16 protein-coding genes are annotated in these 14,831 nt (G+C 64.5%); 11 read left to right on the plus strand and 5 right to left on the minus strand.

Translation table 11 applies throughout. The annotated features are described in order from the left end of the window. Nucleotides 1–354, plus strand: coding sequence for an MmcQ/YjbR family DNA-binding protein (locus tag ACP7DD_RS03115; RefSeq protein ID WP_426173244.1), 354 nt, complete (start codon nucleotides 1–3; stop codon nucleotides 352–354). After that, nucleotides 351–1,610 carry a phenylacetate--CoA ligase family protein gene (locus tag ACP7DD_RS03120; protein WP_426173245.1) on the plus strand — a complete coding sequence of 420 codons (1,260 nt, stop codon included), beginning with the start codon at nucleotides 351–353 and terminating at the stop codon, nucleotides 1,608–1,610. The genes ACP7DD_RS03115 and ACP7DD_RS03120 overlap by 4 nt, the downstream gene beginning before the upstream one ends. A gap of 21 nt (nucleotides 1,611–1,631) precedes the next feature. Here ACP7DD_RS03120 and ACP7DD_RS03125 read toward each other — a convergent pair whose 3' ends face one another. After that, the gene (locus tag ACP7DD_RS03125; RefSeq protein WP_426173246.1) at nucleotides 1,632–2,339 is read right to left on the minus strand and encodes a GntR family transcriptional regulator; all 708 of its coding nucleotides are present in this window, start codon (nucleotides 2,337–2,339) and stop codon (nucleotides 1,632–1,634) included. Between the two features lie 193 nt (nucleotides 2,340–2,532). Between ACP7DD_RS03125 and ACP7DD_RS03130 the strand changes: the two genes are divergently transcribed. The 6 genes from ACP7DD_RS03130 to ACP7DD_RS03155 all read left to right on the plus strand — a co-directional run bounded on the left by ACP7DD_RS03130 (nucleotide 2,533) and on the right by ACP7DD_RS03155 (nucleotide 9,977). Beyond that, nucleotides 2,533–3,357: an NADP-dependent ketol-acid reductoisomerase gene (locus ACP7DD_RS03130; protein ID WP_426173247.1), complete on the plus strand. Its 825-nt coding sequence runs from the start codon at nucleotides 2,533–2,535 to the stop codon at nucleotides 3,355–3,357. 129 nt (nucleotides 3,358–3,486) lie between these two features. Further along, a complete protein-coding gene (locus tag ACP7DD_RS03135) occupies nucleotides 3,487–5,031 on the plus strand; it encodes a Rieske 2Fe-2S domain-containing protein (protein WP_426173248.1) in 1,545 nt (514 codons plus the stop codon). A gap of 27 nt (nucleotides 5,032–5,058) precedes the next feature. Continuing rightward, complete coding sequence (locus tag ACP7DD_RS03140) at nucleotides 5,059–6,051, plus strand: PDR/VanB family oxidoreductase (protein ID WP_426173249.1); 993 nt, start codon at nucleotides 5,059–5,061, stop codon at nucleotides 6,049–6,051. A gap of 40 nt (nucleotides 6,052–6,091) precedes the next feature. Then, nucleotides 6,092–6,925, plus strand: a complete 834-nt coding sequence (locus ACP7DD_RS03145; protein WP_426173250.1) for a class II aldolase/adducin family protein — start codon at nucleotides 6,092–6,094, stop codon at nucleotides 6,923–6,925. Nucleotides 6,926–6,991: 66 nt separating this feature from the next. Continuing rightward, nucleotides 6,992–8,002, plus strand: coding sequence for a TRAP transporter substrate-binding protein (locus ACP7DD_RS03150; protein ID WP_426173251.1), 1,011 nt, complete (start codon nucleotides 6,992–6,994; stop codon nucleotides 8,000–8,002). A 109-nt stretch (nucleotides 8,003–8,111) separates the two neighbouring features. Beyond that, the gene (locus ACP7DD_RS03155) at nucleotides 8,112–9,977 is read left to right on the plus strand and encodes a TRAP transporter large permease subunit (protein ID WP_426173324.1); all 1,866 of its coding nucleotides are present in this window, start codon (nucleotides 8,112–8,114) and stop codon (nucleotides 9,975–9,977) included. Between the two features lie 60 nt (nucleotides 9,978–10,037). Here the strand turns inward: ACP7DD_RS03155 and ACP7DD_RS03160 are convergent, their stop codons facing one another. The 4 genes from ACP7DD_RS03160 to ACP7DD_RS03175 all read right to left on the minus strand — a co-directional run bounded on the left by ACP7DD_RS03160 (nucleotide 10,038) and on the right by ACP7DD_RS03175 (nucleotide 12,629). Continuing rightward, on the minus strand, nucleotides 10,038–10,991 hold the full coding sequence (locus tag ACP7DD_RS03160) for an NAD(P)H-dependent flavin oxidoreductase (protein ID WP_426173252.1): 954 nt from the start codon (nucleotides 10,989–10,991) through the stop codon (nucleotides 10,038–10,040). A 76-nt stretch (nucleotides 10,992–11,067) separates the two neighbouring features. Beyond that, entirely contained in the window at nucleotides 11,068–11,988 is a 921-nt protein-coding gene (locus tag ACP7DD_RS03165; RefSeq protein ID WP_426173253.1) for an MBL fold metallo-hydrolase, read from the minus strand. Further along, the gene (locus tag ACP7DD_RS03170; protein WP_426173254.1) at nucleotides 11,985–12,428 is read right to left on the minus strand and encodes a hypothetical protein; all 444 of its coding nucleotides are present in this window, start codon (nucleotides 12,426–12,428) and stop codon (nucleotides 11,985–11,987) included. Before ACP7DD_RS03170 ends, ACP7DD_RS03165 begins: the two co-directional genes overlap by 4 nt. Next, the gene (locus tag ACP7DD_RS03175) at nucleotides 12,429–12,629 is read right to left on the minus strand and encodes a DUF1289 domain-containing protein (RefSeq protein ID WP_426173255.1); all 201 of its coding nucleotides are present in this window, start codon (nucleotides 12,627–12,629) and stop codon (nucleotides 12,429–12,431) included. A 75-nt stretch (nucleotides 12,630–12,704) separates the two neighbouring features. Between ACP7DD_RS03175 and ACP7DD_RS03180 the strand changes: the two genes are divergently transcribed. From ACP7DD_RS03180 to ACP7DD_RS03190, 3 genes are all read left to right on the plus strand, one after another. Beyond that, entirely contained in the window at nucleotides 12,705–13,154 is a 450-nt protein-coding gene (locus ACP7DD_RS03180) for a CopG family transcriptional regulator (protein WP_426173325.1), read from the plus strand. 54 nt (nucleotides 13,155–13,208) lie between these two features. Then, complete coding sequence (locus ACP7DD_RS03185; RefSeq protein ID WP_426173256.1) at nucleotides 13,209–14,438, plus strand: extracellular catalytic domain type 1 short-chain-length polyhydroxyalkanoate depolymerase; 1,230 nt, start codon at nucleotides 13,209–13,211, stop codon at nucleotides 14,436–14,438. A 133-nt stretch (nucleotides 14,439–14,571) separates the two neighbouring features. After that, nucleotides 14,572–14,817, plus strand: coding sequence for a hypothetical protein (locus tag ACP7DD_RS03190; protein WP_426173257.1), 246 nt, complete (start codon nucleotides 14,572–14,574; stop codon nucleotides 14,815–14,817). The last annotated feature ends 14 nt before the right edge of the window (nucleotides 14,818–14,831 follow it).

Consider the following 14,831-nt stretch of genomic DNA (forward strand, 5'->3'; position numbering starts at 1 on the left):
ATGGATTTCGAAAAAGCGAAGGCGCTGTGCCGCTCCTTCCCGGGCTGCACCGAAGACATCAAATGGGGCGCCGACGCTGTTTTCTCGGTCAGCACCAAGATGTTTGCGGTGACCGGCAGCGCGGTGCCGGCGAGCGGCATGAGCTTCAAGGTCGAGGACGAGCGCTTCCTGGAACTGACCGACCGGCCGGGCATCATCCCGGCGCCGTACCTGGCGCGCGCCAAGTGGGTCTATGTCGAAAGCGCCGATGCGCTGGACGACCGCGAGGCCGCTGCACTGTTGCGCCGTTCGTATGACCTTGTATTTGCCAAACTGACCAAGAAGCTGCAGCGCGAGCTGGGAGGTACCGAATGACCGGACACACGCTGGACGAACTGGAAACGCGCGACCCGCAGGTACGCGAACGCGACCTGATGGCGCGCTTGCCGCAGCTGATCGCCCGCGCCCAGCAGGGGCCGGGGTGGGAAGGCATCCTGGCCGGCGTCGACGCCGCCGGCATCGACAGCCGCGCCGCACTGGCGGATCTGCCGATCACCCGCAAGTCGGACCTGAAGACGCTGCAGCAGCGCGCGCTGCCGTTCGGCGGGCTCGCCGCGACGCCAAGCGGCCAGCTGCGCCACATCTACATGTCGCCCGGTCCGATCTACGATCCGGAAGGGCGCGGGCGTGACTGGTGGCGTTTTTCGCGGCCGATGTATGCGGCCGGCGTGCGTGCCGGCGGCCTGCTGCAGAACTGCTTCTCGTACCACTTTACGCCAGCTGCCTTCATGGTCGAAGGCGGCGCCGCGCGCATCGGCTGCACGGTGATTCCCGCCGGCGCCGGCCAGACCGAAATGCAGGTGCAGGCGATGGTCGACCTGCGGCCGGACACCTACGTCGGCACGCCCTCGTTCCTGCGCATTATCATCGAAAAGGCGCGCGAGATGGGCGCCGACATCAGCAGCGTGCAGCATGCGCTGATGGGCGCCGAGGCGCTGCCCGAATCGCTGCGCGCGTGGTTCCGCGACAACGGCGTGCCGCACGTGTTCCAGACCTACGCCTCGGCCGACATCGGCAGCATCGCCTACGAAACGGCCAGCAATGGCGTGCTCAATCCCGGCATGATGGTGGACGAGGATATCATCATCGAAATCGTCCGTCCCGGCACCGGCGAACCGGTGGCGCCGGGCGACACCGGCGAGATCGTGGTTACGCTGTTCAACCAGGACTATCCGCTGATCCGCTTCGCCACAGGCGACATGTCGGCGCTGCTGGTCGATGTGCCGCCGCCCGGCTGCGGGCGCACCAACGTGCGCATCAAGGGCTGGATGGGGCGCGCCGACCAGACCACCAAGGTGCGCGCGATGTTCGTCCATCCGGCGCAGGTGGCCAATATCACGCGCCGTCACCCGTGTATCGTCAAGGCGCGGCTGGTGGTGTCGGGCCGCATGGCGAACGACGAGATGACCTTGCATTGCGAGGTGGCGCAGACGCCGGCGGCGGAAGAAGTGGAGGCGATCGTCGCGTCGATCCGCGACGTGACGAAGCTGCGCGGGCAGGTGAAGCTGGAGGCGCCGGGCACGCTGCCGGACGACGGCAAGCTGATCGACGACCAGCGCGATTACACCTGAGACAGGAGTGATGGGCGCAAATCAGGATGCGCGCAGCGTGGCCGCGCGGCGGGTCGGTTTCGGCTGATTATCCAGCACTTCGGCGAGGTGGGCGATCAGGCTTTCGCGCGCAATAAACGCGTGCTCCTCGGTCAGCCTGGTGGCCAGCTTGGCGTCGCCGCTGGCGATAGCGTTGGCGATTTCCTGGTGCTCGTCCCAGATCGATTCGCGCTGCGCCGACGATTGCAGGACCGCCCCCATCACCCTGCGTAAATGCACCCAGTGCAGCTGGGTCGTTTCGGCGATCAGCGGGTTGCCGGACGCTCGGTAGATCGCCGTGTGGAAGGCGATATCGGCATCGATCATCGCCTTGACGTCCTTGCCGCGCGCCGCCTTGCGTCCGCTGGCGATGATCTCCGGTCCGATCGCGTGCTTCTTCTCGGCGGCGAGGCGCGCGGCCAGCGTGTCGAGCGCGCCGCGGATCTGGTACAGGTGGCCGATCCACTCCGGATCGAGCGGCGCGATCAGGATGCCGCGGCCCGGCGCGTCATGCACCAGTCCATCCTTCTTCAGCAAGCGCAGCGCCTGCAGCACCGGGGAACGCGACACGTTGAGTTGCTCGGCGATTTCCTCCTGCGTGATGCGCACTCCGGGCGCCAGCGAGCCATCGCTGATCGCGTCGAGCAGGGTCTTGTAGACCTCGTCGACGAAATCCTGCCGCACAGGGATCTTTGTGAGTTTGGGAATCATCTTGCTTCCTCTGCATACAGTATTCAACTCCTAGTCTAGCACGCGTTTTAGCGCCCTGTACCATATGGTTACAGCGCTCTGCTTTCCCAAAAGAAAGTAGTCACGAATGGCTACGAAACGCTTGACTTAAAAACCAATCGGCATAAAAATAAACACTGTATACAGAGTACAGAAGCCAACAATGGGTTATTCGATGAACGTTTTTTACGATAAAGATTGCGATCTTTCGCCTATCAAGGGCAAGCAAGTCGCCATCCTCGGCTACGGCTCACAGGGCCATGCCCACGCACAAAACCTGAGCGAATCGGGCTGCACCGTCACCGTCGGCCTGCGCCGCGGCGGCGCTTCGTGCAACAAGGTGGAGGCTGCCGGCCTGAAGGTGGCGGACGTCAACGATGCGGTCAAAGGCGCCGACATCATCATGATCCTGTTGCCCGACGAGAGCATCGCCCAGGTCTACAGCGAGAACGTGGCGCCACAGGCGAAGCAAGGCGCAACGCTGGCGTTCGCCCACGGGTTCAACATCCATTACGGCCAGGTCGTGCCGCGCGCCGACCTCGACGTCATCATGGCCGCGCCGAAGGCGCCCGGCCATACCGTGCGCTCGACCTACAGCCAGGGCGGCGGCGTGCCTCACTTGTTCGGCGAGCAGGCGGTGCTGTGCGGCGGCGCGGTCGAGCCGCTGCACGAACTGAAGCTGATCGTCGACCTGATCTATGAAGGCGGCATCGCCAACATGAACTACGCCATTTCCAACAATGCCGAGTACGGCGAGTACACCGCCGGCCCGAAGATCGTTACCGCAGATACCAAAAACGCGATGCGCCAGTGCCTCAAGGATCTCCAGACCGGCGAGTACGCCAAGAGCCTCATGCTGGAAAACCGGGCCGGCGCGCCGACGCTGATTGCACGCCGCCGGCTGACCGCCGAGCACCCGATCGAGGAAGTCGGCGCCAGGCTGCGAGCGATGATGCCGTGGATCGCCAAGAACAAACTGGTCGACCAGTCCAGGAACTGAGGCGCAAATTCAGGCTTATCCAGCCTGATTCCGCCCATTTTTTATGTATACGGAATTCGGTATTCGCCAGCGCGGCGTGCTTCGCCGTACGCGCACAACTAACCACCTGATCCATTCGAGGAGTGCAGCATGAACACAAGAGACAAGACCCCAGACGGCACCGCGCCAGCCCAGGCAACTGCCACGGTCACGAAGAAGCTGATCCCGTTCGGCGGCTATTACAGCAGCAAGATTCCGGGCCACGATCCGGAACTGACCGAGGTCGGCCCCGGCACGCCAATGGGCGAATACATGCGCCGCTTCTGGCATCCGGTCTGCATGTCGCTGGAACTGACCGACACGCCGCACTTTCTCAAAATCATGGGCGAAGAACTGGTTGCCTTCCGCGACGGGTCCGGGCGCATCGGCCTGCTGCACGCGCACTGCGTCCACCGCGGCGCGTCGCTCGAGTACGGCGCGGTGCAGGAGCGCGGCATCAAGTGCTGCTATCACGGCATGGTGTTCGACATCGACGGCACCTGCCTGCACGTGCCGTTCCCCGTCGGCGAGGAAAAGGAAGCCGAGAAGTATTCGTGCTCGATCAAGCAGGGCGCGTATAAGGCGTTTGAGCGCAACGGCCTGGTGTTCGCCTACATGGGCCCGCCGGAAGACGAGCCACCGTTCCCTGAGTGGGAAGGCAACTTCACCGTCGCCGAAGGCGATGAGCTGGTCCCTTACAGCAATTTCCAACATTGCAACTGGCTGCAGGTGCAGGACAACGCCGCCGACAATTTCCACCCGACCGCGCTGCACTCGGCGAAGAACGTCGTCAACGGCCAGTTCCAGGGCACGACCTTCGACGAAGTTGGCGCCGCGTCGATGGAAGTGGCGCCCGACATGCAGTTCATCCCGATCCACCAGGGCCGCGGCCTGGCCTGCGCCGGTGCGCGCCGGGTCAACAAGGACCGCCTGTTCGTGCGCGTCCAGCACCAGGTGCTGCCGAACCTGAGCCTGCACGCCTACACCTCCGAAGACGGCTCGCAAAAGAAGCTGTTCAGCCGCTTCCACATCGTCCGCTGGACGGTGCCGGTCGACGACGTCAACAGCAAGATGCTCGGCTGGCGCGTGATGGGCCCCGGCATCGACACGCGCGGCATCGGCGACAAGGGCATGGTCGGCTACGAGACCATCGACTTCCTCGAAGGCCAGGTCGCGATGCGCCGCCCTGAGCGTTTCGGCAAGTACAAGCTGGAAGACCTGCCGCCGATTCCGACCGACCACCGCGCGCGCGCCAACTACAAGGAAGCGCAGTACGCGCCGGGCGACTACGAGGCGATCATCAGCCAGCGCCCGATCGCCGTGCATGCCCTGGAAAACCCGACCAAGTTCGACGCCGGCGTGTTCTTGTTCCGCAAGATGCTGCGCGACGCGGTGCGCGGTTCGAACCCGGCCGCCAATCCGGAGCATTTCGCCGCGTGGCTTCGTACCGTCGGCGGCGCACCGAACAGCTACTGCTCGGGCAACGTGTTCGACATTGCCGAAGGCGCAACGGTGGAGGAGGAAGTCGCCAACCGGCGCCACGTGTCGCGCCAGATCGTAGCGATCCTGACCGAAAGCGAATCGCTCAAGGGCGAATCCCGCGCCGAATTCGTGCGCGCAAAGTTCGACGAGCTGGAAAGCTCGGTGCGCAAATAAGTCCGGACGCAAAAGGGGGAAGGAGCCATGGATATGACTGAAGCCACCACCGCCATCGAGCAGGCGCGCTTGTCGCTGCTGGTGCGCCAGATCCGCTTGGAAGCGGCCGGCATCAACTCTTACGAGCTGGTCGATCCGGACGGCGGCGAATTGCCGCCGTTCACCGCCGGCGCGCACATCGACGTGCACCTGCCGAACGGATTGATCCGCCAGTATTCGCTGAGCAATTCGCCGGCGGAGCGGCATCGCTACGTGATCGCCGTGCTGCGCGACGAAAAGGGGCGCGGCGGCTCGAAGGCGCTGCACGAGAGCCTGAAGGTGCAGGACGTGGTGACCTTCAGCCATCCGCGCAACAATTTCTCGCTAGGCGGGCGGGCGCGCAAGGTGATGCTGCTGGCCGGCGGCATCGGCGTCACGCCACTGAAGTCGATGGCGCATGCGTTAGAGGAGGCAGGCATCGAATTCGAATTCCACTACTGCGCCCGCAACGCCGGGTGCGTAGCGTTCGGCACGGAACTGGCCGGTCCTTGGAAGCATGGCACGCCGAACTTCCATTACGATCACGGCAACCCGGCCGATGGCCTCGATATCGCGGGCTTGCTGCGCGAGCATGGCGAAGGCACCCACCTGTTCTACTGCGGCCCGGCCGGCTTCATGCAAGCGTGCGCGAACGCCGCGGCGCACTGGCCGGCCGGAAGCGTGCACTTCGAGCATTTCAAGGCGCCGGAAATCGCCCGTCCGGCCAGCGATGCGGCGCCCTGCAGCTTCGCGGTGAAGATTGCCAGCACCGGCCAGCTGATCGACGTCGCCCCGGGCATCAGCATTGCCGACGCACTCAACGCGGCCGGCGTGCGCATCGAGACGTCCTGCCAGGCCGGCCTGTGCGGCACCTGCAAGGTGCGCTACCTCGAAGGCGAAGTCGACCACCAGGACATGATCCTGGGCGACGGCGAACAACAGCAATGGCTGACGGCATGTGTGTCGCGCGCCAAGGGTCCGCTGCTGGTACTCGACCTGTAATCAACCAAGCATCCAGACACAACAACTCAAGGAGAATCTCATGCCGGACACCATCGAACCAGTTCAAGCCAAACCATCCAACATCTCGATCTACCAGCCGAAGCAGCCCGGCCTGATCTTTCCCGAGATCCCGACCTTCGCCACGCGCGCGGAAGAACGCCAGCACCGCAAGGAGCGCCTGGTCGCCGCTTGCCGCGCCTTCGACCTGCAGGGCTTCGACTACGGCTTTGCCGGCCACCTGACGGTACGCGATCCGGAATTCCCGGAGCTGTACTGGACCAATCCGATGTGCGTGCACTTTTCGCAGGTGAAGATTTCGAACCTGATCTGCGCCGACCACAAGGGCAAGGTCGTCGAAGGCCGCCACGCCATCAACCGCGCCGGCTTCGTGCTGCACGCGGCGGTGCATGAAGCGCATCCGGACATCATCGCGATGTGCCATGCGCATACCGTGTACGGCACCGCGTTCGCCGCGCTGGGCCGCCCGCTCGATCCGATTTCGCAGGATGCGGCTGCGTTCTTCGAGGACCACGTCGTCATCCAGGATGAAGCCGGCCAGGTCGCCGTCGAAGAACAGGCCGGACTGGCGGTATGCGACTGGTTCAAGGACGTCAAGGCGGCGATCCACCAGAACCACGGCCTGCTCACCGCCAGCCGCCACAGCATCGAAGCGGCGGCGTTCTGGTTCATCGCCCTCGAGCGCTGCTGCAAGCAGCAGATGCTGGTCGAGGCAAGCGGCCGCGAGCCGGTGATGGTGTCGCCGGAGCGCGCGCGCTACAGCCGCGAGCACGTCGGCAGCGAATACATCGGCTGGCTGCATTTCCAGACCATTTATGACCAGCTCGTCAACACCCAGCCGGACATGTTCGACTGAACAGTAAAAATCCGTACCATCACCAGATCACAGAATCTACGAATTAAAACGACAGGAGACAAGAACATGGAAATCACACGCCGCAAGTTCATCCAGACAACCGCCGCGCTTGGCGCGATCGGCTTCGCCGGCGCGCCGGCCATTGCACAAGGCGGCACCTTCAATTACAAGGTCGGCACCAACGTCCAGGCCTCGCACTCGATCTATATCCGCCTGACCGAGGCGAGCGAAGCGATCAAGAAAGAAACCGGCGGCAAGGTCAACATCCGCATTTTCCCGAACAGCCAGCTCGGCTCGGACACCGACATGGTCAGCCAGGTCCGCTCCGGCGCGCTCGACATGCTGACCACACCGGGCGTGGTGCTGGCCAACCTGGTGCCGATGGCGTCGCTCAACAGCGTCGGCTTCATCTTCCCTGACTACCCGTCGGTGTGGAAAGCGATGGACGGCAATTTCGGCAACTACATGCGCAGCCACATCGCCAAGACCGGGCTGGTGGTCACCGACAAGATCTTCGATAACGGCTTTCGCCACATTACCGCGCAAAAGCCGGTCAATTCCCCGGCCGACCTGGCCGGCATGAAGATCCGCGTACCAGTCAGCCCTCTGCTGCTGTCGCTGTTCAAGTCGCTCGGCGCCTCACCGACGCCGATCAATTTCAACGAGCTCTACAGCGCGCTGCAAACCAAGGTGGTGGAAGGCCAGGAAAATCCGCTGACGCTGATCGCCAACTCCAAGCTGTACGAAGTGCAGCAAAACTGCGCCATGACCGGGCACACCTGGGACGGCTACTGGATGGTCGCCAACAAGCGTTCGATGGATGCGCTGCCGGCGCCGATGCGCGCGATCGTCAACAAGCACATGAACGCGGCCGCGATGGTGCAGCGCGCCGACAGCGAAAAGCTGGCCGTGTCGCTGCAGGCCGATCTCGGCGCCAAGGGCATGGTGTTCAACCGTCCCGATCCGGCGCCGTTCCGCAAGGCGCTGCAGCAGGCCAGGTTCTACGACGAATGGAAAGCAAAGTTCGGCAACGAAGCGTGGGCGCAACTGGAAGCGGCCGTCGGCAAGCTGGTCTGATCTGTATCCGCGGCGCGAGCGACCATGGCGGCCCGGCGTTGCCGGGTCGCTTGCCTTGCATGGCCAAAAGAAATGAGGCTCTATGAACATCCTGGAAAATAATCAACACATGGCCCGGCTCGACATTCCGTCGGGCATCGGCATCACCTTCGTCAGTCGCTTCGATTCCTGGCTCGGCACCATCGTCGAAGCGAGCGCGGCCCTGCTGGTACTGGTCGAGATCGTCGTGCTGTTTGCCGGCATCGTTGCGCGCTACGTACTACATACGCCGCTGACGTGGTCGGACGAACTGGCATCCGTGCTGTTTTTGTGGCTCGCCATGCTGGGATCGGTAGTTGCCCTCCGCCGCGGCGAACACATGCGCATGACCACGTTCGTCAACGGCGCATCGCCCGACCGGCGCGCCTTCCTCGAAGCATTCGCGATGGGCGTGACGACGGTGTTCCTGGTCATGATCGTCCTTCCGTCGTACGAATTCCTGATCGACGAGCAAGCCATGAATATGCCCGGCATGGGTATCTCCGCGGCGTGGCGCGCGGCGGCGATGCCGGTCGGCGCGGTGCTGATGGTGATGACGGCGGCGTTGCGGCTGTTCCTGGTGGCGCGTTTCACGGCCGCCGCACGCGCCGTGCTGGCCATCGCCGCGGTCGCCGTCGTGCTGCTGTTTGCCCGGCCGATGCTGATGGAACTGGGCAACACCAACCTCGTGATCTTCTTCGTCGGCATGATCTCGGTCTGCGTCTTCCTTGGCGTGCCGATCGCGTTCGCGTTCGGCGTTGCGACCTTCAGTTACCTCGCCTGCACCACCACGATGCCGCTGATCGTGCTGGTCGGCCGCATGAGCGAAGGGATGTCGCACCTTGTGCTGCTGTCGGTGCCGATGTTCGTGTTCCTCGGATTGCTGATCGAGGTCACCGGCATGGCGCGCCGTCTGATCGGCTTCCTCGCTTCGCTGCTGGGGCATGTCCGCGGTGGCCTGTCGTACGTGCTGATCGGCGCCATGTACCTCATTTCCGGCATCTCCGGTTCGAAGGCGGCCGACATGGCCGCGATCGCGCCGGCACTGTTCCCTGAAATGAAAAAGCGCGGCTGCAAGGAAGGCGAACTGGTGGCACTGCTGTCGGCCACCGGCGCGCAGACGGAAACCATCCCGCCCAGCCTGGTGCTCATTACGGTCGGCTCGGTCACGGGCGTATCGATTTCGGCGCTGTTTACCGGCGGTATCTTGCCGGCGCTGGTGGTCGGTGCGATGTTGTGCGTGGTGGTCTGGTTCCGCAGCCGTGGCGAAGACCTGTCGGCGATGCCGAAGCTGTCGCGCCGAGTCATCGGCAGTACCTTGCTCGCGGCCTTGCCGGCGCTGGCGCTGCCGTTCGTGATCCGCGCCGCCGTCGTCGAAGGCGTTGCCACCGCCACCGAAGTGTCGACCATCGGCATCGTCTACTCGGTCATCGTGGGGCTGCTGATCTACCGCGAGTTCGACTGGAAGCGCCTGAAGCCGATGCTGATCGAAACCGCATCGTTGTCCGGTGCAATCCTGCTGATCATCGGGGCGGCGACGGCGATGGCATGGGCCTTGACACAGTCGGGCTTCTCGAACTCGCTGGCCGAAGTGGTCACGGGACTTCCGGGCGGGCGCCTGACCTTCATCGTGGTGTCGATCATCGGCTTCATCATCCTCGGCAGCGTGCTTGAAGGCATCCCGGCGATCGTGTTGTTCGGACCGTTGCTGTTCCCGATCGCCGAAACGGTCGGCGTCCACGACGTCCACTACGCGATGATCGTGATCCTGTCGATGGGCATCGGGTTGTTCGCCCCGCCGTTCGGCGTCGGCTATTACACAGCATGCGCCGTGAGCAAGGTAGATTCGAGCGAAGGACTGCGTCCTTTGATCCCCTACATGATCACACTGCTGCTGGGCGTAATCATCATCGCCGCGGTCCCGTGGATCTCGACGGGCTTCCTGCCAGTGCGTTGATGTAAAAAACCGGGGTCAGACCTAGGTCTGACCCCGGTGTCACGGTCTTAAGGCCAACACTTACAGCGAAAGGCGGGCCCTGGCGGCGTCATATTCTTCCTTCAGGCGCGCCACCATTTCGGCGACCGTCGGCACGTCGTCCATCAGGCCGACGCCCTGCCCCGCGCCCCAGATGTCGCGCCAGGCCTTGGCGCTGCCGGAGCCGAAACTCATCTTGCTCTTGTCCGATTCGGGCAAGGCGTCCGGATCGAGGCCGGCGTTGACGATCGACTTCTTCAGGTAGTTGCCGTGCACGCCGGTGAACAGGTTGGTGTAGACGACGTCGGCCGCGGCCGATTCGACGATCGCATCGCGGTACGCGTCGCTGACGTTCGATTCCTTGGTGGCCAGCCAGCGCGAGCCGATGTAGGCAAAGTCGGCGCCCATCGCCTGCGCCGCCAGAATCGCGTCGCCGGTGGCGATCGAGCCTGACAGCGCCAGCGGGCCACTGAAGAACTTGCGCACTTCGCCCACCAGCGCGAACGGCGACAGCGCGCCGGCATGGCCGCCCGCACCGGCGGCCACCAGGATCAGCCCGTCGACGCCGGCCTCCAGCGCTTTCCTGGCATGGCGGATCGAGATCACGTCGTGCAGCACGATGCCGCCGTAGCTGTGGATCGCGTCGAGCATCTCCTTCGGCGGCGCGCGCAGCGACGAGATGATGATCGGCACCTGGTGGCGCACGCACACCTCCACGTCGTGCGCGAGCCGGTCGTTCGACTGGTGGACGATCTGGTTCACGGCGATCGGGCCGACCCTGGCGAGCGGATTGGCTTGCCGGTACGCGTCCAGCTCGGCCTTGAGGTCGGTCAGCCAGGTGTCGAGCAGTTCGGCCGGCCGGGCGTTCAGCGACGGGAAGGAACCGACGATGCCAGCCTTGCACTGGGCCGCGACGAGCGCAGGTCCGCTGGCGATGAACATCGGCGAACCAATGACAGGAAGGGACAGGTTTTGCAATGCGACGGGCAGCGCCATGACGGACTTTCGAACGGAAGGATTGATCGGAACGGCCATGCCATTATGACGCAAAAAAGAACGATCGTGCTGGAGTCTAGTCGCGATTGACCAGCATTGCGCCGTCGATGCGCGCGGCGCCGGCGCGCACCAGCGCGGCGATCGCCCAGTCGGCCAGCTCGGACGGCTCCTTGTGCAGGAAGCGGCGGCGCGCGCCGGCCAGGATCGGGATCGCGCTGAACATCGCCGGCACATCGGCGATGGCGATCTGCTGGCGCTCGAGCAGCAGGAACTTGAGCATCACCTTGACCGCGTTTTCGGCGTTGCGCTTCGGGTCCGCTTCGAGGAAGTCGAGGCGCGTGCCGGCACGCGCCAGCGCCGCCTTCGCATCGGTGAACGGCGCGCCGTGGCCGGGAATGACCAGGCGCAGATCGAGGCCGGCGATCAGCTCGAGCGTGGCGCGCGCTTCGGCAAAGCCCGATTCGCCATCGAGCTCGGGGAAGATGACGCCGAAGCCGTTCTCCCACAGCGCGTCGGCGGAGATCAGGATGCCTTCGGCGGCGCAGTAGAAAATCAAGGAGCGCGGATCGTGGCCCGGCGCGGCCAGCGCGTGCCAGCGCAGGCCGCCGAGCAGCAGCTCGTCGCCCGGCGCCACGGTGGCGTCGAACGAAAAGCGCGCGCACTGCTGGCCGGTGGCCTTGTAGCTGAGGGCATCTTCATCCCAGGCGCGCACCGAGTCTGCTTCGGCGACCGGAATCGCGGTGGCGCAGCCGTAGTGCGCCTGCAGCGCCGCGTTGCCACCGCAGTGGTCGGAGTGCAGGTGGGTGTTGATGACGCGGTCGAGCCGGCGCTCGCCGAGCGCGTGGCGCACCAGCGCCAGCGTTTGCGGCGCGTGCGTCACGTAGCCGGTGTCTACCAGCGCGGTGTCGTCGCGGCCAGTGAACAGGATGTTATTGGCCGACAGCCAGCCGCGCTCGAAGACGCGCATCGACGCCGGCAAGGTGAACGCGGCGCTCATTTCTTCATCTGGAAGGCCAGCGATATCTTGGCGAACTCGATCAGCAGCTCGCGTGAGCCGCCGTTAAAGGTGGTGAATGAGGTGCCGGTGCGAACCACCATCCGCGGCGGGAACAGCCAGCTCAGATACGGGATGCCGATCATCTTGGCGCCGCGCACGTCGCGCCACTCCACCCGCTTGTCGACCACGAAGCTCTGGCGGATGCCGGCGGCATCGATGGTCGTCACTGAACGCAGGAACCAGTAATAACTGACCATCAGCAGCGCCGCGGCGCACACCAGCATCGCCTTGACGCCGAAGCCGTACGACAGCACCGGGTAGCGCAGCGTGACGCTGACGCCGTAAGCGAGCAAGGCGACCGTCAGCAAACTGGCGAAGGTCTTGAAGCCGGCGCCGTAGGCCGGCCCGATGATGGCGCCGGCAGGTTCGTAAAACTGCATCTAGCGGAACTCCATGTCGGCTTCGCGGCGCCGAATCTCGGCCCACACGGCGCGTTTGTAGTCGTCGCCGGCACTGCCCCACTGGACGATTTCGTCGATCGTGCGCAGGCAGCCGCGGCACAAGCCGGTGTCGGGCGCCATCTCGCACAGGCTGATGCAGGGCGACGGCACCGGAGACTGCTGTTGTTGTTCTGGACTCATGGGCAGAAGATTAGCGCATTCAATCGAATCGCGCTTGACCTGAGATGATGCAGCTGTAGAATACCATCCATGCAGATGGTGTATGGATGCCACGAGGATGATATGGGGACTATGGACGCACGCGAAGTCAAGCCGAAAACTTACGATTCGGAGAAAATCACGATCAATCTCGGCCTGATCGACTTAGGCCAGATAGACCTGCTGGTAAACGAAGGGTTCTATTCGAACCGTACGGACTTGATCCGCACGGCGATCCGGAACCAGCTGAACATCCATGCCGACGTGGTGAGGCAGACCGTTGCACGCAGGAGCCTGGTGCTCGGCATGCATCACTACTCGAAAGCGTCCCTGGAAGCGGCACTCGCCGCCGGGGAACGGCTGCAGATCCAGGTGCTGGGCATGGCCAGCATCGCCAGCGACGTCCCGGCCGAACTGGCCGTGGCGACGATCGAATCGATTTTCGTGCTTGGCACCTTGCACGCCAGCACCGCCGTAAAAACGGCACTGGCAGACCGCATCTTGTGATGCACTTGAACTAAGGAATGCCTAATGAAACTGAACGAAAAAATGTTTGCGCACATGCGTACAGCAACACGCACCCTGCTCGGGCAGGGCCCGGCCGCAGCGACATCGGCGATCCAGAAAGCACTGAACGGCGGCGCTGCCGCTAGAGCGACGCACCAGCCGGCCGCCCAGCCGCAGGCGATGCGCGACATCAATCCGCCGCCGCCGCACGCCGCCCAATCGGCCGCCCCGCAGCAGCCGCCGCCTGAGGCGCCAGCGGCGCCCACGCCGATGACCGACGCGGCCGAAATCATGAGCCGCTTCATGCCGGACATGTTGGCCAACCTCGACCGGGTCCAGGGCGCCGGCATGGCCAACTTCAAGATGCCCAGTTTCGACATGCCGTCGTTCGACCTCGGCGCGATGGGCGGCGCCATGGGTGGCGCGCACGGCCCGGCCGAAGCGCTGCCGGGCAAGTTTATCGACGGCAGCCATACCAATGCGGCCGGCACCCGCGGCTATAAGCTGTACGTGCCGAGCACCTATTCCGGCGAGCAGGCGGCGCCGCTGCTGGTGATGCTGCACGGCTGCACCCAGGATCCGCTCGACTTCGCCAGCGGCACGCAGATGAATCAGCTGGCCGAAGAGCTGCAGTGCCTGGTGGTGTATCCGGCCCAGTCGCAGCAGGCCAACGCGCAGCGCTGCTGGAACTGGTTCAACGCGGTCGACCAGACGCGCGACCAGGGCGAGCCGTCGATCATCGCCGGCATCACGCGCGACGTCATGGCCAGCCATAACGTCGACGACAGCCAGGTGTATGTGGCCGGCCTGTCGGCCGGTGGCGCGATGGCAACCATCATGGGGACGCTGTATCCGGACCTGTATGCGGCCGTCGGCGTGCACTCGGGGCTGCCGTTCGCGTCGGCGCAGGACCTGCCGTCGGCGCTGGCGGCCATGAAAGGCAACTTCCGCCGGCCGCAGTCGCAGGGCAAGGCGATTCCGATCATCGTATTTCACGGCGACAAGGACACGACGGTGCACCCGGCCAATGGCGACGAATTGATTGCGCGGGGAAAGCACAAGGCGGCCAACGACATGGTCGTCGAGCCGGGGCGCGTGCCGGATGGGCACGCCTATACGCGCACGGTGCACCAGCACCCGGACGGCACGCCGCACGCGGAGCAATGGCTGATCCACGGCGCCGGGCACGCGTGGTCGGGCGGCAGTTCGCGCGGCAGTTATACCGATGGCAAGGGTCCGGACGCGAGCCGCGAAATGATGCGGTTTTTCCAGACCAAGCGCTAGGCCGGCTCGTTTTGTAGTTTATCGGTGCAAGCCGGCGGCCACACCAGGGTCTGACCCCACCGGGTCAGACCCCAGACGCGACGGTTTTCAGTTTGTCGGTTTTGATTGGGTTTCTGGCGTTTCGAGGGAAGCGATGTGCTGCCGCAGGCAGGCGGGGCACCAGCAAGCGGCCGGCGCGCCGGGCACCGGTACCACCGCCGGCAGCGCGCTGCACCAGCACGGCGCGGCGGCGCCGCCGGCCATTGCGCAGGCGAACGTGGCGCCGCAGCCGGTGCAGGTGCTCATGCGGCCTCCCGGCAGGCGTGGAGTGTCGGCGTGGGAATCATATCGGCCTACAGTAGCGCAACAGGAATTAAAATACAACAAGATCGCCCTATAATGGTCGCAGCCCGA

This window comes from Massilia sp. TWR1-2-2 (assembly GCF_049897565.1).
Lineage (GTDB): Bacteria > Pseudomonadota > Gammaproteobacteria > Burkholderiales > Burkholderiaceae_D > JAFCUW01.